11 protein-coding genes, 1 tRNA gene, 2 rRNA genes and 1 pseudogene (1 of these 15 running past the window's edge) are annotated in these 23,464 nt (G+C 55.6%); 4 read left to right on the forward strand and 11 right to left on the reverse strand.

The window, feature by feature from the left end:
- The 4 genes and pseudogenes from AC5YUO_RS21370 to AC5YUO_RS21385 form a co-directional block, all read left to right on the forward strand.
- A 23S ribosomal RNA gene (locus AC5YUO_RS21370) occupies window positions 1–2,165 on the forward strand; it begins 771 nt to the left of the window's first position.
- Between the two features lie 254 nt (window positions 2,166–2,419).
- Window positions 2,420–2,534: ribosomal RNA gene (gene rrf / locus AC5YUO_RS21375) — 5S ribosomal RNA — on the forward strand.
- 162 nt (window positions 2,535–2,696) lie between these two features.
- A tRNA-Met gene (locus AC5YUO_RS21380) sits at window positions 2,697–2,773 on the forward strand.
- Between the two features lie 312 nt (window positions 2,774–3,085).
- Window positions 3,086–3,343, forward strand: a pseudogene (locus AC5YUO_RS21385) (helix-turn-helix domain-containing protein); the annotation flags it as partial.
- A 25-nt stretch (window positions 3,344–3,368) separates the two neighbouring features.
- On the opposite strand, the gene AC5YUO_RS21390 reads toward AC5YUO_RS21385, so the two are convergent.
- The 11 genes from AC5YUO_RS21390 to AC5YUO_RS21440 all read right to left on the reverse strand — a co-directional run bounded on the left by AC5YUO_RS21390 (window position 3,369) and on the right by AC5YUO_RS21440 (window position 23,273).
- On the reverse strand, window positions 3,369–5,462 hold the full coding sequence (locus AC5YUO_RS21390) for a hypothetical protein (RefSeq protein ID WP_496155094.1): 2,094 nt from the start codon (window positions 5,460–5,462) through the stop codon (window positions 3,369–3,371).
- A gap of 90 nt (window positions 5,463–5,552) precedes the next feature.
- A complete protein-coding gene (locus tag AC5YUO_RS21395) occupies window positions 5,553–5,900 on the reverse strand; it encodes a hypothetical protein (RefSeq protein ID WP_496155095.1) in 348 nt (115 codons plus the stop codon).
- Window positions 5,901–5,918: 18 nt separating this feature from the next.
- On the reverse strand, window positions 5,919–6,809 hold the full coding sequence (locus tag AC5YUO_RS21400) for a hypothetical protein (protein WP_496155096.1): 891 nt from the start codon (window positions 6,807–6,809) through the stop codon (window positions 5,919–5,921).
- 142 nt (window positions 6,810–6,951) lie between these two features.
- On the reverse strand, window positions 6,952–8,424 hold the full coding sequence (locus tag AC5YUO_RS21405) for a hypothetical protein (RefSeq protein ID WP_496155097.1): 1,473 nt from the start codon (window positions 8,422–8,424) through the stop codon (window positions 6,952–6,954).
- A complete protein-coding gene (locus AC5YUO_RS21410; protein ID WP_496155098.1) occupies window positions 8,417–13,453 on the reverse strand; it encodes an AAA domain-containing protein in 5,037 nt (1,678 codons plus the stop codon). Before AC5YUO_RS21410 ends, AC5YUO_RS21405 begins: the two co-directional genes overlap by 8 nt.
- A 251-nt stretch (window positions 13,454–13,704) precedes the next feature.
- Window positions 13,705–14,634 (reverse strand): hypothetical protein, encoded by a 930-nt coding sequence (locus AC5YUO_RS21415; protein ID WP_496155099.1) that lies wholly within the window; start codon window positions 14,632–14,634, stop codon window positions 13,705–13,707.
- A gap of 1,254 nt (window positions 14,635–15,888) precedes the next feature.
- Complete coding sequence (locus AC5YUO_RS21420; RefSeq protein ID WP_496155100.1) at window positions 15,889–16,200, reverse strand: type II toxin-antitoxin system RelE/ParE family toxin; 312 nt, start codon at window positions 16,198–16,200, stop codon at window positions 15,889–15,891.
- Entirely contained in the window at window positions 16,190–16,471 is a 282-nt protein-coding gene (locus AC5YUO_RS21425) for a ribbon-helix-helix domain-containing protein (RefSeq protein ID WP_496155101.1), read from the reverse strand. Before AC5YUO_RS21425 ends, AC5YUO_RS21420 begins: the two co-directional genes overlap by 11 nt.
- A 157-nt stretch (window positions 16,472–16,628) precedes the next feature.
- On the reverse strand, window positions 16,629–18,923 hold the full coding sequence (locus AC5YUO_RS21430) for a DEAD/DEAH box helicase (protein ID WP_496155102.1): 2,295 nt from the start codon (window positions 18,921–18,923) through the stop codon (window positions 16,629–16,631).
- Complete coding sequence (locus AC5YUO_RS21435; protein WP_496155103.1) at window positions 18,880–20,202, reverse strand: ATP-binding protein; 1,323 nt, start codon at window positions 20,200–20,202, stop codon at window positions 18,880–18,882. The genes AC5YUO_RS21430 and AC5YUO_RS21435 overlap by 44 nt, the downstream gene beginning before the upstream one ends.
- Window positions 20,199–23,273 carry a TerB N-terminal domain-containing protein gene (locus AC5YUO_RS21440; RefSeq protein WP_496155104.1) on the reverse strand — a complete coding sequence of 1,025 codons (3,075 nt, stop codon included), beginning with the start codon at window positions 23,271–23,273 and terminating at the stop codon, window positions 20,199–20,201. The genes AC5YUO_RS21435 and AC5YUO_RS21440 overlap by 4 nt, the downstream gene beginning before the upstream one ends.
- Window positions 23,274–23,464: the final 191 nt, after the last annotated feature.

Consider the following 23,464-nt stretch of genomic DNA (forward strand, 5'->3'; position numbering starts at 1 on the left):
GCAAGCTTAAGCCGGTAGGTGTAGGCGCAGCGAAAGCGAGTCTGAATAGGGCGATTTTAGTTAGTTGCATTAGACCCGAAACCGAGTGATCTAGCCATGAGCAGGCTGAAGGTTGGGTAACACCAACTGGAGGGCCGAACCCATAACTGTTGCAATAGTTCGGGATGACTTGTGGCTAGGGGTGAAAGGCCAATCAAACTCGGAAATAGCTGGTTCTCCGCGAAATCTATTTAGGTAGAGCGTCGACCGAATACCCTCGGGGGTAGAGCACTGGATGGGCTATGGGGACTCACCGTCTTACTGATCCTAACCAAACTCCGAATACCGAGGAGTACTAGTCGGCAGACACACGGCGGGTGCTAACGTCCGTCGTGAAAAGGGCAACAACCCTGACCTCCAGCTAAGGTCCCCAAGTCATGGCTAAGTGGGAAAGGATGTGAGGATCCCAAAACAACCAGGATGTTGGCTTAGAAGCAGCCATCATTTAAAGAAAGCGTAACAGCTCACTGGTCTAAATAAGGGTCTTTGCGCCGAAAATGTAACGGGGCTAAAGCCATGCACCGAAGCTGAGGATATGCCGTAAGGCATGTGGTAGCGGAGCGTTCCGTAAGTCTGTGAAGGCGGACCCGTGAGGGCTGCTGGAGATATCGGAAGTGCGAATGTTGACATGAGTAACGATAAAGGGAGTGAGAGACTCCCTCGCCGAAAGACCAAGGGTTCCTGCTTAAAGTTAATCTGAGCAGGGTTAGCCGGCCCCTAAGACGAGGCGGACACGCGTAGTCGATGGGAACCACGTTAATATTCGTGGGCCTGGTGGTAGTGACGGATCTCGTGTGTTGTTCAACCTTATTGGATTGGTTGGGCGGCGAAGAGGTTCCAGGAAATAGCTCCACCGTATAGACCGTACCCGAAACCGACACAGGTGGTCAGGTAGAGTATACCAAGGCGCTTGAGAGAACTATGTTGAAGGAACTCGGCAAATTGCACGCGTAACTTCGGAAGAAGCGTGACCCTTTTGTACGCAAGTATGATGGGGTGGCACAGACCAGGGGGTAGCGACTGTTTATCAAAAACACAGGGCTCTGCGAAGTAGCAATACGACGTATAGGGTCTGACGCCTGCCCGGTGCTGGAAGGTTAAAGGGAGGGGTGCAAGCTCTGAACTGAAGCCCCAGTAAACGGCGGCCGTAACTATAACGGTCCTAAGGTAGCGAAATTCCTTGTCGGGTAAGTTCCGACCTGCACGAATGGCGTAACGACTTCCCCGCTGTCTCCAACATAGACTCAGTGAAATTGAATTCCCCGTGAAGATGCGGGGTTCCTGCGGTCAGACGGAAAGACCCCGTGCACCTTTACTATAGCTTTACACTGGCATTCGCCAAGGCATGTGTAGGATAGGTGGTAGGCTTTGAAGCAGGGACGCCAGTTCCTGTGGAGCCATCCTTGAAATACCACCCTTATCTTCGTGGATGTCTAACCGCGGTCCGTCATCCGGATCCGGGACAGTGTATGGTGGGTAGTTTGACTGGGGCGGTCGCCTCCGAAAGAGTAACGGAGGCGCGCGATGGTTAGCTCAGACCGGTCGGAAATCGGTCGTCGAGTGCAATGGCATAAGCTAGCCTGACTGCGAGACTGACAAGTCGAGCAGAGACGAAAGTCGGTCATAGTGATCCGGTGGTCCCGTGTGGAAGGGCCATCGCTCAACGGATAAAAGGTACGCCGGGGATAACAGGCTGATGACCCCCAAGAGTCCATATCGACGGGGTTGTTTGGCACCTCGATGTCGACTCATCGCATCCTGGGGCTGGAGCAGGTCCCAAGGGTATGGCTGTTCGCCATTTAAAGCGGTACGTGAGTTGGGTTCAGAACGTCGTGAGACAGTTCGGTCCCTATCTGCCGTGGGTGTAGGAATATTGACAGGATCTGTCCCTAGTACGAGAGGACCGGGATGGACGTATCTCTGGTGGATCTGTTGTCCTGCCAAGGGCATAGCAGAGTAGCTATATACGGAATGGATAACCGCTGAAGGCATCTAAGCGGGAAACCAACCTGAAAACGAGTGTTCCCTATCAGAGCCGTGGAAGACGACCACGTTGATAGGACGGGTGTGGAAGCACAGCAATGTGTGAAGCTTACCGTTACTAATAGCTCGATCGACTTCTTCGTTCCCATTGAATATGTTCATCAAGCAAAGCTTGATGACATCATCTTCTGTCCTCACGGGCCAAAGGCCCTGCGGACGGCGCGCCGGACAACCGGCGACGGACTAGCGTCCTGTATGGCTGCCAAACTCGATCTCGAGCAAGGCAACATGAGGATGGGTCACAGAAAGACGTGTAAATTAAATAGAGCCTTGGCTCTCCAGCTTCTCGAAACAGCAGTTTCCATGTGAAAACATGGAGCATGTTGCGTTTTGCCGACCTGGTGGTTATCGCGGGGCGGCTGCACCCGTTCCCTTTCCGAACACGGCCGTGAAACGCCCCAGCGCCAATGGTACTTCGTCTCAAGACGCGGGAGAGTAGGTCGCTGCCAGGTCTGCAAAACGCAACACAAATCTTCTCATTCACAAATAAGGGCCAGCGCCCAAATCAACAGGCCGCGTAAGCGGCCTTTGTGTTATAATGAAATCACTTCGGTTCTTTGCCAAAAGCAAAAACCAGATCTAGGCGACAAGTTCTTCCGACTTCTCGCTGGTGCCGCGGGGTGGAGCAGCCCGGTAGCTCGTCAGGCTCATAACCTGAAGGCCGCAGGTTCAAATCCTGCCCCCGCAACCAAATCCCTACGCTACAGTATCCGGCAGTAGCCTAAAACCACGATCCAGTGCGCTAAACAGCTACGATCAAACAGGCTAAATCCCCGTCATAAAATACAAATTCCAAAATCAACAGGTCCAAAGCGGGGCTGGCCGCAGGCGATGACAATGCCATATGTTCGAGGGATTTACATGAGGCAGTATGCCAACGCCGCTTCTTTATAGGCCGAAAGCGCCAACGCGGAATGCATATCTTTCCGATGACGCCACACACGCTCTCGCGAGGAAGAATGTCATACAACAGCATTGTCGCGCAGCATCGCCATAGCCTACGGGTTTTTTGGCGGCCGCCGAGATCGGCAGTAAAGAGCATGACCGGCTGACGCTTGCGAAGACGATGATGGACCGAAAGCTGGAGGGGCGGCGGACATCTTCAAAATTGCCGGAACTCGTCGATCTCGTCATGGCTAAACCGCTCGTGTCGGCCGGGATGGTGGCGAAGACGCTCGACGTCACGCCGCAGGCGGCGCGGCGGATCGTTTTGGAGCTCGGCCTCAGAGAGATGACGGGGAGGGGGAGGTTTCGGGCATAGGGGATCGTTTAGCCGCCTCACTCCCCTAGGGTGGAGGAAGATTCTCGAAGTCTTTGCTCGCTTCAAGTGCCGCCCATGTGGTCTTGGTCAATGTCGCAACGCCCGATCGATGGTTAAGGAAAAGAACGTGGGTCTCTGGGTTGTCCACGTCCGACATCAGCAGAAAATGCGGTTCAGTGATGACCACAGTTCCAAAAGTTCCGTCTGCTCCGAGCCGTATGGCGGCACGCTGGCCGCGGGCACGTGCCTCACGTACCCCTTGCTTCAACCAAGACCAATCTGGTGAGACGCTAACGAGACGATTAAGCTTGTGAAAGACCGGGAAAATGAGCGTATCGAACAGCTCGAGGGCTTTCTCCACCATCGCGGTGTTTGTCTCCTTAAGCGCTGACAGCTCGTTCACTAGAGTTTGCTGTCTATCGCTCAATCCGCCGTTGTGCTGCTGCTCGTCAGCGCAATTGAGCGCGGCCTGTCGCACTTCGATGATCTCCAACTCTAGTTCTTTTTGATGTTCGATCGCGCCGGGACCACCAACAGACAAGTATGGATCGAAAGCAACATTCCCTTTAAGCCCTAGGTGGAACGCGGTCACGTGAGGATCTGAGTTCGCCAAAAGACCGGTGGTGATCCATTGTGTTAGGCCTTGAAAATTGTCTTCTGAATAGGGAGCAGTTCCCAAGCTGTAACGGACGGTGCCATCAACATCGCTCATAGTTTCTGACGACATGTAGATCAATCGAGTCTGCTCGAGAAGGATCTGCATCCGAATGGAGTGCCAAAAGCGACGCGGAGAAAGCGTGCGCTCCGTTTCTCGTTTTAGCGATAGGTTATCCAAATTCTGCCTGAGAACTGCATCTATAGCGAGATCTCGCCCGAGTGTGAACGCGTCTATCATACGAACCTCGCCATCAGCACAAAAGGTAGGTGCGAAAAACTCGTCTAGAATTTGCAAACCAACTGACGGCGACCGCCAGTCCTGCATCCCATTGCCAAGCAAGTCTGGTCGTATTTCCCGTATTGCTGGGTGCATAACGTAACGCCTCGCGTGGTCGCCGAGGATCCCCCAAAATTCAACGTAAACAGGCTCTGCGCGATGCAGGTATGTTTCTTGAGCTTGAAGCCAATCCATGAAACCTTCTATTGTTGGTTTTCCGACCTCGGAGACGACGGGCTTTATGTAGCTGTACAGAGATAGAAGCGCGCCAGGTGTGGGGTCGATTTCCCCGAGTAGGGACGCTGACAGAGCTTTAGCTAATTTGCCCTGATCATCTGATATTGTTCCTACCTCCCTCGCGGCGTTGAAGAACGCGGAGGGGGATACGCCACATAGGGTCAGATGATATTGGCCTCTGTCGCCAAACCATCGGTCTCGCCACAACATTGCGAAGCCATGCCCACCTTGGCGATCGCCTTCACGAGCAAGCAAATTCAAAGCCATCGGTAGACGTGGGTCAGGCTCCTCGAAGGTACCTTCGCCGATCCCGTCAAGAGAGATTTGAAAGCAGGGTAGGCTTTTGTTTGGGAAGTGTGCCACCCCTGTGATCGTCCAGGATTCCGGGACACGAACTTTTAGCGTGACCGTGCCATCAGGTGCTTTGCCAGCCTCAAGACCAAGCACTTTTTTACGAGACCACGTGCAAGCCGAAGCTAGACTGTGATCCAGCAGCGTGGACCATTCACTCGCAATCAGGACGAAATTTATGTCCCAGTCGGCCAGAAACGGGAGGTAGTTTTTGATCTCATGCTCATAACCGAGTAGTTCGGTGAAAGCCTCCCGCGCGGTCTGCCCACTATTTTTTAACTCGATGACCCAAACCGATCGCGAATCCTCAGAAATTCCGACAAAATCAGGTCGAAGAGCTTCGCCCCGACGCATGGAGACGTTTTGATCGTCGGTGAGGATCTGGATATCGTTTAGATCCTTCATGCAGCCAAGCGCGGCTCTGATCATCGCAGTTCTTGATAGGCGATCAATCGAGAATAGCGGCAGGACATCTGGAGACTCGTCCAATAGACCAGCCAAATCGTCCTCATTCACTATGCAGTTTGCGAGTTGCCCAGTCCGAATAAGCTCGCCGATTTCGCGCTGCATATCGCTTTCAGTCTTGAAACCTGTCACTTCCCACCGCATTGTTCTGGTATTTGTGAAAACATCTCGCAAATAACGTCGGAGAGAGCTTCACTGTTGGCTCGCCCGGCGAACGCACAATTATTTAAGCTCCTCCCAGCCTTTGCCCCACTCAGTAACGCTCTTCCCGGAATTACTGCGTTGTAACGGCCAGAACCTGCGCTGGAATTTCCGCCCTTCATACTCCACGACCTCCTTGCTTTTTGCGGAGGGAAACGCGCGGTCTAGTGTCTCCGCAAGCTCCTCCTGCGGAGACAAGGGCAAATCACCTCGAGCTTTGAGCCCATCTTCTAACTGACGCACGCGGCGCCGAGCTGCGTTGATATCGGATCTGTATTTATCCGGGTTGTTACCTGAATAGTTATCAAAGCGGTCCAACCAGTCCGCCAAGTGGCGTCGCGCGGCTTCAAGCTCTTCCAGTGTAGCCATGCATAGTTTCTCCCAAATCTAAGTCTGCAGCCGATCGTTATATTCGCCCTGCGAATCGTGCTCGCTTGGGTTATCTGTAGAACGAATGAATGCTCCCCATTTCGCAAGCATGTGGGTGGCCTCCCTCGCTACATTTCTAGTTCTCGCATCATTACTCGCAACGCCGCTGAAGAACGTAGCTACTGCCGCGATCTGAAGATCTACGATGTCGTTCAGGCGTTTGGTCAGCTTTTTTGAGCCTCGTCCCAACTGAACCCACTCCAGGTAAAAAAGGACCACGCAAAGCGCATATCGAAACGCGAACATGTTCTTTGCGGTAGCTACGTTAAGTGATTTAGTTCGGTTCGGCTCTTGATAGGACAGAATAAAGTGGCCGGTAATCTCATAGAGAAGGGCGTTTATTTTTTCGCGGGTCGCATCCGTCACGACGTTCCCAGTTCGGATTTCGGCAAGCTGACTTGCTGAAAACTCCTTGGCTTTTTCGAGGAGAGCAATTTCATACTCACCCATTTCTTCACTTAGCCGGTCAATGTAGTTAACTGCTTCCGCCTGTCGTGCCTCCAAGCGAAACGTGATGCTGTCCGTTGGTGGGCCTTGAAACAGGCCTTGGCAAAGCTCTCGCAAATCCTTCGTAGCCTCTAAGTCGATGAGGCGTTCCAAATCGCGATTACTCGTGATCACGTCATCCAGCCAGCGATGCGTCGGCTTAATCACATAGATTTGGTCGATAAAGTCAGCCGCGATAGCAAGACTTTCTCGACCTGTAACAAGAGGGTTCTTCTTAAATATCTCGAAGAGGACCAAATGATCGATCACGATCGCATTGTCGAGGGACGCTTTGAGAAAATCCCGCAACTCTGGTGATCTTAGGCAGTTGCTATCCACCAGAAGGAGTGTTGAAGGCAGCATTGCTCATCCTGCGGAGGCCAGCGGTGTAGTTGTTACAGTCCGACAAGGCTCATCGCCTGTTTTCGAGTTGTCGATTTTGTAGATGTGAATGCGCACTCGCGGTCGCTTGCGAAATTTGGATTGGTTGTTTTTAGCGGCCATCTTATTCATCGAGGGCGACCTGAGGTGAGGGAGCGAGAGCTATTTCGATGCGCGAACGTAGATGATCGCGATCAATAAAGCGCACGACCTTGTCCAAAACTGCTTCCTCAACTCGGCGAACCACAGCCGCATCGAGTGATGCGAAACCCAAGGGTACTGGTATTCCGATTGGAGCACCGACTGGTGTGTGGGCGAGAACCACGACGGCCACGGAAGGGATTACGTAGAGCTCGATCGACTGCGGAATCTCATGGTAGTCGATGCCAGCGGCTACGTCGAAGGCCTCTGCAAGGTATTTCTGTGGCCTTCCGGGGACTAGGCAGATGGTCTCTGGCGAGGCGTTCTCGTCTTCAGTCTCAATCAGCAGTTTCTGCTTTATCGAAATATTTGCCTCCCGCAACAGCGTCGTTGCGCCCCAATTTTTGCGTTGGCACGGGATGGATAGGATTACTGAAGGTTGGCCTGATTCACGAACCCTACTGTCGATTAGACGAAAGACTTTATCGAGGTTCGATCGTGTGGTGAGTGATCCTGCGATTGGGATGGTCTGTCGATCCAAACGGGTATCACCTTGATGGGTTATCGCATAGCGCCAGTATCGCGCTGCCGCAAACCCACGGCCGGTTCGATACTCCTTGAAAAAGTCGGGCGCAAATTCCATCAGCATTTCGTAGGCGCTTTGATCTTCCTGAACAGTTAGACTTAGGGCCGAAACGAATTCTCCGATCGCCTTCTCGACTTGGGGGCGGTCTGATAGTTCCTGCTCAGGGCGCCAGCTGGAGAGATCGACTTCCGGCAAGGTCGGACTTGAGGCCTGGCAATAAACATTCAAGCGAATGGGGACCTGATAGCGCTCCGCTGGAACGACGCTGTCGATCGAATAGAGGTTTCTTCGTTTTGATCGCCGCTCTTCCCGGTCACCTAGCTCCCGGAAAAACTGTCTGAACCGCTCCCCAACGACCTTGGACGGAGCTCCTCCTCCGAAAGGGCTATCAGTAGACAGGTCTGGGAGTAACATCTCGAGACGGTCAAGCGGCATTCTGCGCTCTGGTGAGAGTGATAGCTGATCAAAACCGAACTGTTTGGATCTGCTTTCAACTTTGAAGATAGCGGGTTGCGATCCTCCTTCAGAAAACAGTGCGTCGCCAGCCACGGTTAGCCAAAGCCGGGATTCGATCCGATCAACATATCCTGGAGTTGTCGCTTCCGAGATGACGTATTCCATCTCCGTTCGCGAAAACCCAAAAAACGTTCTCGCTTCGTCCTCCTCTAATCCGTCGACAGTCTTAACCAAGCGAAGAAGAAATTCTAGTGTCGGGCTGATATTACCTAAAAGCGCAATTTTATAATTTATCTCGTATCGCCGGCAAGGAAGAAGCAAATCAAAGGTGTATAGGTCGACACGCATATCATCGTCAGATGATAAGACATCGATGACTGGCTTCAGTGTCAGAGTTGGTCGCTTTTCAACCATCGCTAGCAACCTCTTTGCGCTGAAAATTCCTGTTTAAAAATGACGAAACCTGGATTGTTTGTGCATTTCCGCGATCAGATGCTTCCTGAAATCTTTGTGTGAGATCTGACATCGGACCGGCTTTGGGCCACCTATCTAACGTGCCAAAAATGACGAGGCGATCCATAGCTCGGCTCGCCGCGACGTTTATTCGGTTCGGAGTAGACAGAAAGCCCTCAGCGACGAGACGTTCGTTCTCTGCTTTAGAGCCGTCTCGGTTGTTCCGTACCAATGAAAGCAAGACTATAGGGTTCTCTTTGCCTTGGTAGCTGTCAACCGTTCCAACCTTGATGTGCCGATCAAGATGAGCGGCCAGCGGTGATCTCAAAATCTTCCGTCTAATCAGGTCGCGCTGCGCCGCGTACATGCAGATGACGCCGACCCCGAATGGCGCCGTGGTCTGGTTTGTCAACCAAGTCTTGAAGGCATCATGCTGATGCCACCGCTCGAGAAGAAGCACGATTGCATCGGCTTCAACCTTGTTTATGCGGCTTCCCGTCTTACCACCCGGACTTTCGAACGATTGTTCCTTAAGGCCACTCGTGTTGACCCACATCAGAGGCCTATCGAAGCCTTCTGGGAGGCAGCCCGATGGCAAGACAGCTTCAGATCGGCCTGCTCGAAGCCTTAAGTCCGGGTAAAAGGCTTCTGAGACCAAACGCCCTATAGGTTCGAGCATCCGATACTGTGTCTTGAGGCGCGCGCCGGCGATTTCGCCGTAAGAACTCGAAAAAACTCGATCAAAGTCACTACGCTTGATCTCGCGTAGTGGGAACTGGGTGTTCCGCCGAACCTCTCTTACAACCTCACCGCGGTGAAGGGGGTCAAGCTGTGCTTGGTCTCCTACCAAAACTGCCCACCTCGCCGCTTGCAAAGGCACCAGTAGCTCGCTGGCGGTGCATCGCGCTGCCTCATCTATGATAACCAGATCGAAGGCTGTGTTGACCAAGCCAAGGGAGGCCCTGCCAAGGCCGACGCAGGTTCCAAGGACAATCTGCCTGGTCGCTGCTAGAAAGGGCTCGAAACTTCTGAAGTGATTTGATGTGCTCGTGACAAAGTCAGTCCCAATTGCGATAGCCGATCGCAGGCGAGCAATCTTCTCTTCGCTTACGGTTAGGGATCGGTGCTTATTGACAAGTGCTACCAGGGCCTCGTTGACGAATTCGTCCGCTCCGTAGTCGAGCAATTCCGTGTAGTCTGGGGATAGATCCAAACGCTCAAGAATCGCTTTCAATGTCGCTACGATACTTGCTATTCGCGAATCGTCTCGATCAACGTTTTGTCGCAGATCGGTCACACGTCTGGCTATTGGTACGGCGTTGCGCTCGAATATAAGAACGTCGGATACGACCTGGGGCTTTAGCCCTAGCGTTGCACCTACCATTGTCATTCTGGCGTCGAAGCTACTGTCAAAGCGATCTTTTAGAGCTTGTTCGACTCTCAATGTGTGAAATGGCCGAACAGCGTCTGAGACCTGATCTTCATTCATACCAACACGAAGAGCGCTGGGTTCGCCGCCCGACTTCCGAAACAGTTTCAACAGAGTTTCGCCTGCAGTATTTACGGCTTCGTGTGATTGGCTCGAAAGCAAGACGTTCTTAGCAAGGCCGCTCGTAATAGCATAGTGCGCAAGCGCGGCAATAAACCTGGTCTTTCCGGTACCCGGCGGCCCCTGGAGCAATCCTACCGGACGAACTGTAGCGATGGTTCGCAAGGCATCCTTTTGATCTTCATTGAGGTCATATTCATCCAGGTCCTCGTCGCGGACGACGTGGTTGTTTCGCATCGGGATCACACCTGATGCTGGATCAAACACAGACACCAGACCGCTAGCACGACCGTCACCCGCCAAGATTCGATCGACAGCTCCCGCGCGTCTTTTAAGAGATTCCGCCTCAAAGTGGCTCAAAAAGCGAAGTCTTTGATCCGCTTCGACGAGCGCGCCGCCGTAACCATACTGATATGCATCAATAACCGCGCCTTCCGCAGTCGACCGCGATAAGTCTAGTTCACCGAGGCGCCGCCAACTGCCGTTATGCAGTCGTTGTACTTCGACAGCGTCATTGCGATCAAAATCGAACACACCGCTTTCAAGGTCCATAGGTACCTTGTGACGGCGTAGTTGATGGTCGTAGGAACTGTCTGCCAGTGCGATCGCCTCTGTGGTCAGCTCCTTTTCAGTGTCGATGAGCTGACGCCAAAGGGTTGGAACATCGATTTCGACAGCATCCCTGGTCGGCGCTGTGGCTGCCAACTCCTCAATGATCCCCTCTTCCACATTCTCCTCGGGAAGCAGCTCATCGCGCTCCTCCTCATCAGCTTCTGCAGGCTCCGTGGGAGGGCGATGCGACTGAGCTTCAAGAACTGAAGGGTCCACCATGAGTTCGTCGAATTGCTGAAAATCATTCTTGACGCTATCCAGAACAGCGACTTCCCCTTGGAACTTGAATATTTCGTGTCGCTCTATCACCGCGATCTTCGTCGGAGTAATCGGCTGTCGATTGACAGCCACCGCCTTTCCAGCATCGTCAAAACGAAATTCAAGTTCCTCGAAAGCACCTCGGATGTAAACGCGCATTCCGGGTTGCTTGAGCTTGCCGTACATTCGTAGGTAGTACGTTCCTTCCTCCGGCTCCAGTATGCCTGGCTGGCACTTTCGTCCTGAGAGATGGAGTTTGATCGTTGCGTTTTGAGCTGAAAGCGGCTGACTTAAAGTATAGAGCTGGGCCTCGAGTGCTTCAGCCAACGGCGTTAGCGTCGACAAGCGCGGCGACATGCTTCGGCATGTTTCAATCGCGGAGGTCAGGCTTGCGGCCATTTCTTCGGGCATAACGGCACATAAAAGGATTTCTTCTGCGATCTTCAAAACAGCGTACCGATCACGCTCGAAGCGATCGCCACCTGCCGAATACCTACGGTTCTGTATCTCGCCATCGGCCATTGGTGAGAAATCGACCACGTCAATTAGTGAAAACTTCAAGCCGTCTGACAATATGATATTGTCAGGCTTCAGGTCGCCATGCGCAAAGCCCTGTTCATGCAAAGTGCTGATCCGGCTTTCGAGTGCTTGAACAGCTCGGATCGCTCCTTCTGGGATTTTCCAATGATCTGGAGGAGATGCGATAACGCTCTCCAGGCTGTCCCCGTCTATCCATTCTTGTATGACGGCAAAGGAGTCTGACAGCCAAAGCACCTCTGCCACCTGAGGTAGGCCGGCAAGTCTATCAGCTCGAAATTCTAATGCCCGTTCAAGGAACGCAAGGATACGCTTGCCCTCTTTTTCGAAGTCACCCCAAGCCGGTTGCTTCCATAGTTTGACAAGCCAGCGGGTCCCGTCTTTCGTTGAGCGCCAGATGTCTACCGCGTTAGTCTCCTTGAGAGGTTCGCCATCTACCGGATACGCAGCGAAGAGTTTTCTCTGTGAGCCGACTTCGGAAGCTAATCGCTCCAACCCTAAGCGTATTTCTTCTTTGGTTGGCCGTTCTATCGTTGCTGAATTCAATGCCTCCAGTGCGGATCGAGCGTTTGCAAACCGAGCTGACTGGTCCAAGTCCAGGGCTTGAGCGAACCAGCTGTGCAAGTTCTCGCATTCCGAAGCAGTATCCACGTCAGGGTTCCATTCGGGCGGGTCGCCTTGCGGCGGCTCGCCGAAAATAATCTGATGGGCGGCAACCCCTGCCAAATAAACGTCACGCCGGAGGGGGTCTCCAGAAGGCGCCCCGAGGATGTCCTCGGGTAGTTGGACACTTGCAAGGAAGTTGTATCGATCAGGCCCCATCGATCGAACATCGTCGTGGCTAGCAGCGAACAGGTGGGACAACTTTACAGTGGTGGGCGTTTCTACCCAGATGCTGTGAGACCCTAGGTCCAGGTGGGCGGCTTTAACCTTATGGAATTCGCTAATCGACGTAAGGAGTTGGCGAACAAGCTCAACGCGGGTATTAGGACGCGTTCCCTTAAACTCGGTAGCAATCCAGTCGGATAGGCGTTTGAGACGCTTTCGCCGGTCGAAGATTTCCCAATATCTGACGCTCGCAGCTTCATCATCCGTTTTCGGAGCGAGAACGTATCTATCGAGTGATTCAGACCGGTCACGAAGCCAATGATAGACACGGCGTTCCCGTCCGGCGATTTCTTTTCTACCTGTTTCCATTTGGAACCGGGCGTCTTTTACCTCAGAGAAATCCCAAAGACGCAGAGTTCCGAGGCTCGGCGGAGTACCAGCTTCGCGCGCGCTGTACTCGCGATAGATATTGTTAGGATGTTCGAACTCCGACGCGTCTTCGGGAATGTAGCGCTCGAATTTTCGCCGACCTGGCTGGAGAGGCGAGGTGCTTCCGGCGTTGAAGAAATTTGTGAGGCGCTGTTTCCAGAATGAATCGATCAGAGACCTATTAAGAAACTCCTTGGCAACGTTGCCGAATTTATCCCGGCTTGTCTGATCATCTCTTAAAGCATTGACAAATTCGTCAAGCCAGAGAACCTTTCCGCGTTCTGCAGCTGGAATTCCAGACTTGTCCACCTGCTGAATGAACACCGTCAGCCCGATTATTTTCGGTACGGGTAGGGCTCTCGTCAGTTGATGCTTACTGAGTTCTTCCTTCAGCAAAATGTAGAGGTTTCGTTCGATCTCGCAGATCTTGGCTACGGGCGAAGAACCCATATCTTTTCCGTCTACCGACCAGTGTCCGTCGGAGCCCGACACCTTGCCAGACCAGTTCTTGAGGTCGACGATGAATACGTAGCGAGGCGAGATGATGATCATGTCGACCTCGCGTGCCGTCCCGGCGTCGATCACGAGATCAAGATTTGTGAAAGCGAACCAGTCGGCAGGTAGCGCGTCACGGAGAGTTTCTACCCCTTTGACTTCGTTACGATGAATTCCTCGCCCGCAGTTGTTGATTCTCAATGCCAAGCCCGCCCGCAAATAGTTTTCGATGAGGATAGACTGGACACCAGAGAGCGTCGACTGATCGACGTCATTTTCCACGTATAAATGTATGATATTTTTATTGTAACCGCTGCGCGCATCGACTGCGTCGACCCCGAGACCGGGATCAACGCGAAGGGTTTCCGCGAGCCAATGCGCAGGCCTCCAAATCAATGACCCACGCCGTGTCGCACATGTCGACGTCTACGGGTTTCCGACGATAGCGGTTGCGCTCTCGATCCAGTTGATAACGTCGAGCTCAACCCAAGCATCGAGGTCTGCTCTGCTACGCCCGCACTCGTCTGAGAAGGCTATCGATAAGTTTGTAGACGACCATTGATTTCAGCATACGGCGGAACTGGCCGCCCCTCTGAATCGATGTCTCTTAAAACTCGGACTGCTTCGCCGATAGTGCTTACGTCCTTGGAAAAAAGGTAAGCCATGACATTCAACAACTTCGGAAGCTCAAAGATCCGCTTCAGCTCAAGATGCCGTAGCGCTTGGTCGCGGGCGGCACCTGTTGCCCAGACCGTTGCCGATATGGAAGCCGCGAAATGAAATTCGTCCACTACATCCCGGATCCATAGCCAAGGGTCAAGCCGCTCGACCATTCCGGGGGTAACTCGCCACAACGGAAAGTAGTCGCGCGAGAAAATGACCTCGGAGCCGTCACCAAGGGTCCAGTATCCATAAGGAAGCCATAGGCGTGACGGTACGAAGTCTGGGAGCGGCCGGCGAGGTGTCGTCACCTCGAAGTCGGCGCGTGTGCCGAGGCCAGTGTCGAAGAGTACGTAAGTCGGCCGCCCAGCTCGGATTAGATACGCTGGTTCGTTGGCGCCATACGCTTTGTCTTTGACTACAGTTCCTGCCTTCCCTCGACCGGGAGCGCCGAATAGCGTCTCCCGCCAAATTGCGGAGCAGAGTTGGAGTTGCTGCCCCGATGGACTGTGGGGCCCCCATAGGATTTGTGCTCTGGAAAGAGCATATTGTACGTCGAGCGCCCGCACACCCGATGAAGACGCGATTTCCGTAACTACGCGGAGCAGGTCCGCGATTTGAATGTCTTTCTGCGGCGAAGGTGGGCCGGATTTTGTAACGCCTGATAGGTCGTGCCAGTCGCGATAGCCTAGCGATATAGCAAGCATCTCATGCATCGCTGAAAGATTGAGGTGCGACGATTCACGAACTAGAAATTTTGCGGCTTGCTTAAGCCGTTCGCGATCGGGAACGATGATCCTCATAAAACCACTCCGACAGTGCATCTAGGAGGCGTGTCCACTTAGCCCGTGCACCTGGAAGAGGTTCGAACGGTCAATACTCAAGAATCCTGCCCTTGAGCTACGCCATTGTGGACGGCATGACCGGATCAGCCATAGCCGACAGATTAGCCGGACTCGTGGAAATTTCCAGTGGAAAATCCTCAACCCAAGCAGTCTCGAAGAACAATTCGTGTGAGATTTCACCGGATCGATGGCCGCACAAGGTGAGCCAATGATCGAGAAAACGAGGGCACATGGGAAGGCCGACAGAGCAGACCATCAAGAGACTTTTCGCACTGTCGGGGAATCTTTGCGCATTCCCCGAGTGTGAGCTTCCGATCATTGAACCAGTGGGAACTATCACAGGGGAAATCTGCCACATCCACGGACAGAACAAAGGTGGCCCTCGATATGACGAAGGCCAGACGGAAGAACAGCGTCAAGCGTTCGAAAATCTCATCCTGCTCTGCCCTCGCCACCATACAATGGTCGATGCTGAACCAGATATCTATTCAGCTGATGCGTTAATTGAGATGAAGCTTATCCATTCCGATGAATATGGTCGGGAAGAGAAGAGAACCGATGGGTTTTACGCGAAGACGCTATTGGGAGCACTTGGCCGCTCAGAGATGAATAGCAACAGCGGTAACATCATGATTGCTAGTCCCGGGGCTCTATCCAGGCCAACACCATCCATATCAGATCTTCTCGGAAGAACGTGGCGATTCAGCCTGCGAACGGTACGATCGGAGCGGATCAGGATGCCAGCCGCTATGTCCAATATCTCGTAGGCCGCTACAACGAATTTGCAGCTTCAGACAAGAGTCGGTCCACAAAATTTAGCTATGGCGCACTTTCAAAGAATATTGAGACGAATTTTCGAGCACCTTGGAAATTGCTAGCTATGAATGATTTTGGCGACGTATGCGCATATATTCAAGGCAGAATAAGTCGAACCCGCATCGGAAAATCGAACCGTGCCAAGGGAACAAAGTCGTTTTCGAACTACGATGAATTTCTACAGCGCGAATGCTTCTAAAAGTGCGCGCGTCTCTATTTTCTTCTTTGCGCCGATGTAGGAATCGTGTTGTTTTCTGATGCGTTTGGATCGCGCTACACCGCATTACCGAAGTCATATAGCCGATTTTTCAAGCCGTTAGCTGAAATCCAATGCGACGGGTCGCTGGTTCAGATCCTTTCAAGGCGTAGGACTTGCTCAGGGCCTCAATTGTGTTTTTAGAAGAAGGCAGAAAGATTGCGCCGTCCATCCACCACTCGGACGATCTCAACCGTATGAACAGGTCCGTCCTGAGTGTCAGGCTTTATTTCGTAAAGAATAACGTAGGGCGCCTCCACTAACATCCGGGCAGTACGGAACACTTCCGGGTGACGCTCGCCCAGACGAGGATGCTCGATCAGCATTTCCGCCTTTTTGCGGAGTTTGGCAAAGTAACGTTCCGCGCTCCGAGGCTGCTCCTTAGCGATGTCGACGTAGATCTTCTTTACGTCGGCTCGAGCCTTTGTTGTCCAGAGAAGCTTAACGGGCATGAGGGTTGGCGGCCGCCATTTCCTGACGCGCTTCATCCAACACCGCGTCAAAATCGACCTCGACTGCGGGGCCACTGGCCTTGCCTTCCTCCCACATCGCGCGCAACTTTGCGATATCGTCGCGCTTCTGGATCCACTTGGCCGACCAGTCACGCATTGCTTCGCGGACAACTTCGCTTCCGCTGGCATAGGCGCCGCTGTTCACAGCATCGCGCAACAGCTCGGCGTGTTGTGGCGTCATCGAGACGCTTACTTTTTCAACATTGGGCATGGTGACCTCCGAACGTAGTGGTAGCAATTATTACCACCACCCTGCCTTTGCGGCAATGCCCATGTTTCCACTTGCACCGTGGAAACTATTGATCGATCTCGGGTGCCTTGATGGCGCCAGAGGTTCATATCCCTTTATACTTAGCATCTTCGTAATCTTAAAGGCGCTTTGAGACTGCATCTCCGGGTTCGTGTTCGAGGTCATGACCGTCGCAAAGGTTAATGGCGATGCCTTGGAGCGCGCCATAATCAAGCCGTTCTCGAAGGGTAACCATCGTCATCAGGTCCAATGACAGATGGCTGTCGAAGCGTGCGATGTTTGGCCGGGCCACCCCCGTCATCAGGGCTTCGATCGTTGGCAGATTGCCTGTCGCCCACTGCGCGAGGCATTGTTTGACGCCTTCGGGATCACAGTCTTGTAGTTCGAGGGAGTGTTGATACTGGGCTGTCCGGAAATCACGCGAGAGGAAGGCGAGGGCAAGGGTGGTCAACTTCCTGGTCCCGATCCAAGGCAGAACCAGAGCGCCATCGGCGTATGGCAGGATTGATCGAGTGGCTAGACCAAGTTCGCCAAAACACGCCCGGGCGTTACCCAACATGTCCGCAGCTATGCGATCAATGTAAGCGTACTGTTCGCTACTTTTGAGCACGCGGTTCATTTCCAGCGCGATGCGATCGTGCAGCCCACCGGCATTTCCGCTGAAGCGTGGCGGCTTCCCACCACGGGTTGGCTTCACAGTGATGACTCGGATGGCGTCGTCAACCTCGAGAACCTGCCAACGCCGCCCGGCGAAAATCAGAGTCTCCCCTGACCTGATCGCCGAATCCAGCGGGTAGGTGCCCAGTGTTCTGGCGTCATGCATGATCCGGTATTCCCGCTCCGTCGAGAAGACCGGGTAAAAGTCGTGGGCCTCGGTGATCCTTTCCCCAAACTCTCCGATCATCAGCAGGCCCTCGGGCGACTGTTCGATGAGCTTATTTTCTTCGGACGCCATACAGCGTAGAAGATCGGCGAATGTCGTGCGTTCCACCGACTTGAAGGGACCTCGGTCGCATAGCACTTTCCACGCGGTCTGCGGTGAAACTCCCCCTTTCTGAAGGATTAGGGCGAGGACTTGGTGAAGGAGTGTCGAAAGGTGAACGCCTGTCGGCGCAGGCGGCTCGCACCAGCCGTCCTTGAGGCACTCGATCATGGCGATCGATTGGACGAGCCCGAGGTTCAGGCGCTCGAGCGGATGCTGTCCGCGGCCCGGATTGCGCTCGATGACGAACATCCGCATGACGGCCGGGCTCCCGGCCCGTCGTCCCGAACGGCCAAGGCGCTGCCTGAGGGACGACACTGAAAAGCCCGGCCCGATCTGGGCAACGGATTCCACGTCGCCAATATCGATGCCGAGTTCCAAGGTCGTCGTAGCGACGGCCGTCGTCGGCCGGGGATCGTCCCGTAGCCTGAGCTCGACATCCTCACGTTCGGTTTTTGACAGGCTACCGTGATGGGGGAAGAACTCGTTCGGGACCCGGTTCTCCTCACACATCAGGCGGAGGCGATCCGCATAGAGTTCAACCCGTTCCCGAGACCCGCCGAACAGCAGGTTGCGGTGCCCTCGCAGGAAGCGGAAGAGGTCGTCGGCGAGGCGTTCCGGGATGCCATGCCGCTCCTCCATCTCTCTGTCCGGCGGCGTCTCACCGTCTTCGTCACGTTCGTCCTCGGTGACCTCTTCTTTATCGTAATATCCGCGGATTTGTAGTTTGAGGCCGTTACCTTCGTCGTTTCCCTCGATTACCGTGACGTTCGCGCCGCCGGCGGGCCGGAGCGCGTCGGCGGCCAACCGCATATCCCCAAGCGTCGCAGAGAGGCCTATGCGATCAATCCTCTCCCGGCCGCATTCTATCTCGATCCGATTGAGGATGGACTGAAGCTGCATGCCTCGCTCGGTCCCGATGAAGGCATGGAGCTCGTCGATGACAATGGCCTCCAGCGAGGAGAACAGGAAGCGTACTTCCTTGCCCCGGCGGACGAGCAGCGCCTCCAGCGATTCCGGCGTGATCAGCACGACCCCGCTCGGGTTCTTCCGCGCCCGCGACTTGGCGTCGGCCGACACGTCGCCGTGCCATTTATGCAGCGGGATGTCACAGGCCTCGCAAAGCGGCTCGAGCCGACGGTACTGGTCGTTGATGAGCGCCTTGAGCGGGCTTACGTAGAGAATACGGAAGCCGTCCCGCCCATCGCCGTCGAGAACGCGGGTCAACAGCGGCAGGATCGCCGCTTCAGTTTTTCCCGCGGCGGTCCGGGCGGATACGACGACGTCGCCGCCCGCGAGAACGGCAGGGATCGCCTTCTCCTGAACGTCCCTCAGCCGCTGCCACTTCTGTGTCCAGATCCAGCGCCGGATCGGTTGGCTGAGACGCTCAAAGGCGGAGGGTTGCAAGCTCGTCGTCCCCGTCGTCGGCATCTACAGGGATTTCCGCCTCGTCCGCGCCCTGGCGATCCTCGCTCACTTCGACACGGGTCAGCAGGTCGTTCCACTTGACCTCGGGGTTCTGCTCGAGGACCGCGAGAAGGTCCACGAACGCCTTCACGGTGTTGCGCGGCGTGCGGAAGTAGGCGTCACCGATGGTGTTCGAGCAGTGCTCCATGAAAGCGACGAGAGCCTCGTCCGGGACCAGATGTTTTTCTGGATCGCCCCCCGCGAAAACATCGCGGAGCCTTTCCAGCAGATGGAAGAGCTCTTCCGGGGTGAGGCTAGGGAGGTTTATGACTGGCCCCGAATAGTCGGCGAGGCCGTTCACCGCGAAACTGTTCTCGGCAAGCCTGCTTTGGAGTGCCTCGTAGGAGTAGAGACCCCGGCGGGTATCGAGCAGGAACTCAGGCGTTCCACCGAGGATGAAGCCGACGCCTTCGGTTGTCCCTTGGAGCACGTCGTTCAAGATGCGGAGGATCTGCTCGTAGTTCTGTTTCCGGGCCTGCGCGCTCTGCAGCTTGTAGAGGTTCACCAGTTCGTCGAGGCAGACGATCATCCCGCCAAACCCGGTGACGCGGACGAACCTCGCCAGAAGCCGGAGGCCGTCGTAGAAGGACGCGTCGTCGAGGATGGTCCTGACGCCGAGATCCTGCCGCGCCTCTGTCTTGGTGGTGTATTCGCCGCGGAGCCAGCGGAGGGCGGCATCCTGAAGGGGGCTGTTACCGTCTTCGTATCCGCGGGCATAAGCGGCGACCACGGTCGCGAAGTCGTAACCAGCAACCATCTCGCGGATATCACCGAGGCCGTCCTTGACAGCCGTCTCGATCGGTACGCCCGTCGCGCCGGCTTTCTCGGTTACCTTCTGGATATAGCTTTCGAGAACGTTGCGTAGCGCGCCGCCGTCGGGCGCGGTGCGGGTTGAAAGGCTTCGCGCGAGTTCGGCATAGAGCGAACGGGCCTGGCCGTTGGTGGCATGGATGCGGCGGTCGGGAGAAAGGTCAGCCTGGCATACAGCCAGCTTGCTTTGCAAGGCGATCTGCCGGACGAGGAAAAGGAAGAAGGTCTTGCCCGCTCCGTAAGCGCCGATCACGAAACGGATGCTCGATCCGCCTTCGCTCACTCGGCGGATGTCACGGATGAGCGCCTCAATCTCTCGCTGACGCCCGACCTGGATGTGCTGGAGACCCAGCCTCGGGACGACACCCGCCCGGAGCGCACTGATGATTGTGTCGCGATCACGCGGCTTGATGGCGGGTGGCTTGGTCGTCATGCGGGCATGCCTTCTTTGATAGCTGCTGGGCTTGGCGGAGGTGCGGGAAGGAGATGGCGATTGATGTCCAGTTCATCGTCGCCTTCGATCATGAGTTCGTCGAAACGGTCGAGAGCCCAGTCGTTGATCGCTTCCTTCGCCGCGCCCGGCATGAGTGAAGCGTCCCGGGCAAGATGCTCGAAATCGTCTTTCGACCAGCTCGAGCGCTGCAGGATTTCGGTCAAGAACGCGCCGTATCGCTGCTCGAGCCCTTCGAAAAGCTCGCTCTGCGGAGCTTCCACCGGGATCTCGGGGAGCAAAGCGACAGCTTCTTCCTCTTCGTCGACGAAAATGTTGGCGAGGACGTTTGAGGTAACCCGAGTCTCCGAACGGATGTTCTGAAGCCTGGAAAGGTTGATACGTGTCGGTGAAGGGGAAGTTGCCGTCTTCGGGGTAGGCGCCGATGCATGCCCAGCCGTACGCGTCGCGCTGCTTCCGGCGTGAAGACGCTCGTAGAGAGACTTCTGATCGATCCCCATTCGCTTGAAGATCGCCTCCAGCTTCCTGACCTCGTCGGCATGCAGATCGCCGTCGGCGGAAGCGAGCGCGACCAGTTCGGCGGCGACAGCGTCCCGGGCACGTTCGGGGATATCTTTCAAGCGTTTAAGCCAGTCATCCAGGCGCGCGGGATCCTTTTCGTTGAGTGTTAGCTCCGCTTCCAGCCTCCGTTTTTCGTCTCCGGACAGATCAGTGGCCGCGCCGATCCGGTCAAGAAGAGCCTTTCTCTCCAGTTCGTGGAATTCGCCGTCGGCATGGCCAACAACCATCCCCAGCATCGTGGCGAGCTGCTGCGTCCGGTAGGCGTCGTTCGCCTCCGCGGGAAGGGGCTGCGAGATCGGAAACAGGATAGCCCTCTCGTCGCCCGCCGACGACTTGACGGCAAACACCGGATCGAAGGTCGCCCCGATCCCAAAGCCGGAAAGGGCCTGGCTTAGGTCGCGGAGCTTGGCCTTGCCCGGGTTGGTCGCGATCTCGAGGCCGACCTGCTCGGCAAGGCGATCGATCCGTGTCTCGGCGGCTTCGTCGGCAAGACGCCGGATACCTGCCAGCGGATCGCCGGGCAGGCTCGCGGCGGCCGTCTGCCGCAGAGCCTCGGGGAGCTTCGATATGGCAAGCAAATTCGGCTGCAGGCCGGGAAGGCGTCCGAGGGTACGGCTGTAGTCGTCGAGCTGCTCCATGCAGTCGTTGAATACCCTCCGCGCTATCCTGATCGGCTCCTCCCGGTCGGTAATGTCGGGGATGTCTCCGCCAAGGACCTTGATTTCGAGAGTGAAGCTTCCGCTGCAGGCTTGGTATTGCTTCTTGAGCTTTTTTGTCCGTCCGGCCCTCGGCCGATAGCCAGCCGGATAGAGCTTCGCGAATTCCAGAAGGTAGAGTTCTCGTAAAAGTGCAGGCACGCGCTTGGCAGGCGTGCGGACGCTGGTCTCCGGATGCGTCAACGCGAAGCGGAGCATCAGATCGGCCTCTATCGGGCGTTCGTCGCGGACGCGGATACCGAGGGCAATCTTGACAGCGGCAGGGACCTCGTAGCCGTTGGGCTCTACCTTGGCGAGGAACTGCGCGGAGGGTTCACCGCTCCTAAGCTCGGCTGCCGTCAGCAACTCAGTGGCGTAACGGTTGAAAGAGCCGTTGTGGCCGTAGACATCGAGAAGCCGCCTGACCTCCGTCAGCACGGCGATCGCGTCGGAAGGCTCGACATCAAGCATCAGGCGTCTTTCGAGACCGTAGAAGTACAAGAAGACGTAGCCAATATAGTCGTCGGGGTTCGACCTGCTGCCCGCCAGCCATTCGAGATACGACCTCCTGGCGTCCGGGGACATCCCGCCGTATGTGGGCCAGTAGCCCATGGATACGCCCGCCGGATCGCGGCCTCTTCCCACGGTCAGCGCCGGATTGACCAGGCAGTTCTCGTTTTCGCTTAGCCTTCCTTGTTTACCGAGGAAGCCGCCAAGGTAGAACATGCCGCCCGGGATCGTGATGGAAGCGACCGTGACGGACTGCCCCGGCGATATCCACTCGGCTCCGGCCATTCTGGCGGCGGCGGAGTCCTTCGTCACGGGAGGGGATGGGGGCTTTGGTTCGGCTGCCTTTGCTCGATGGAAATTCAGCAGGGTGCCCGTCTGGTTGGGAATCGGGGGAGGGACAACACCAGTCTTACGCCCCCGCTCGGTAATATCGGTCAGATCGTCATTCTCGCCATCGGACAGCGATTTCGGTTTGGAGGCGTTTGCCTTGATCCAGTCGTTGACACCCCTGTTGTGAGCGTCCATCGAGGCGGCACGGTCCAAAGACGGCGGTGTTACTACCACAGCCGTGGACTTTTCCGTTAGAACGCGGAAGGCGTCCTTGTCCCATATCAGCTCTGCGGCAGTATCGCCGTCAGGGACCGCAGACACGCCATTGCGGCTAGCGGCTTGCCGCCTTCGCTTCTGTCGCCTCCAGAGCAGAGCGACACCGCCTACCGCAACGCCGACAAATGCCAGGTTCCAAGAGGCGTTGTTACCATCGGAAGGAGCCGCGGATGACAGGGGAGCGACAGCGTCGCCGCCCGAACTTCCTGTCGTCGGCGGGACGCTGTCGGCCTGCCGCCCGCTTTGAGCCTGCTGCGTAGTTGTGGTGTTTTCGACGGGCTTGACCTCCACGGTTGGTGCGACCGTGCTTGAAGAGGACGCGCCGGCAGGACCTAGTGGCTTGGCCTCGACCTCCGGGACCTTGGGTAATGGCGTTACGTTTTCCGACGCCACGGCAGGCTTTTGGTCTTCGGCTGCCGGAGGTGGCGGGAAAAGGCGACCCATCGTCGCCTGGTCCGCCGCGCCCGTAGGAGGCAGGCCGTTTGCCGTCTGGTACGCCCGTAGCGCCGCGACCGATCTCTTGCCCCACACGCCATCGGGAACGCCCGGCTTGAAGCCCCTGTCGGCCAGCGCCTTCTGGATGTCACGGATCGACGGTTCGGCTGCTTGCGCGGAAACCGCGGTCAGCGAGCCTAGCAGGGACGCAGCAACAACCAGAACAGCAATCGGTCGGAACTTCACGAAACCTCACCCCGAAGTAGACGACCACTATACACGGGAGACTTGTATGGCCAAGAGCTTGTTTACATTCGCGGTCTTGAGATCGCACATTAGATCCGTTGGGACCTATTCCTCGCCGCTGCCGTGTGGCGTCCACGGCTCGATGACATGTAAGAGTTCGACCGGCTAAATAGCTATCGCCCATTACCGAT

This window comes from Agrobacterium sp. LEGMi-208b, assembly GCF_059511785.1.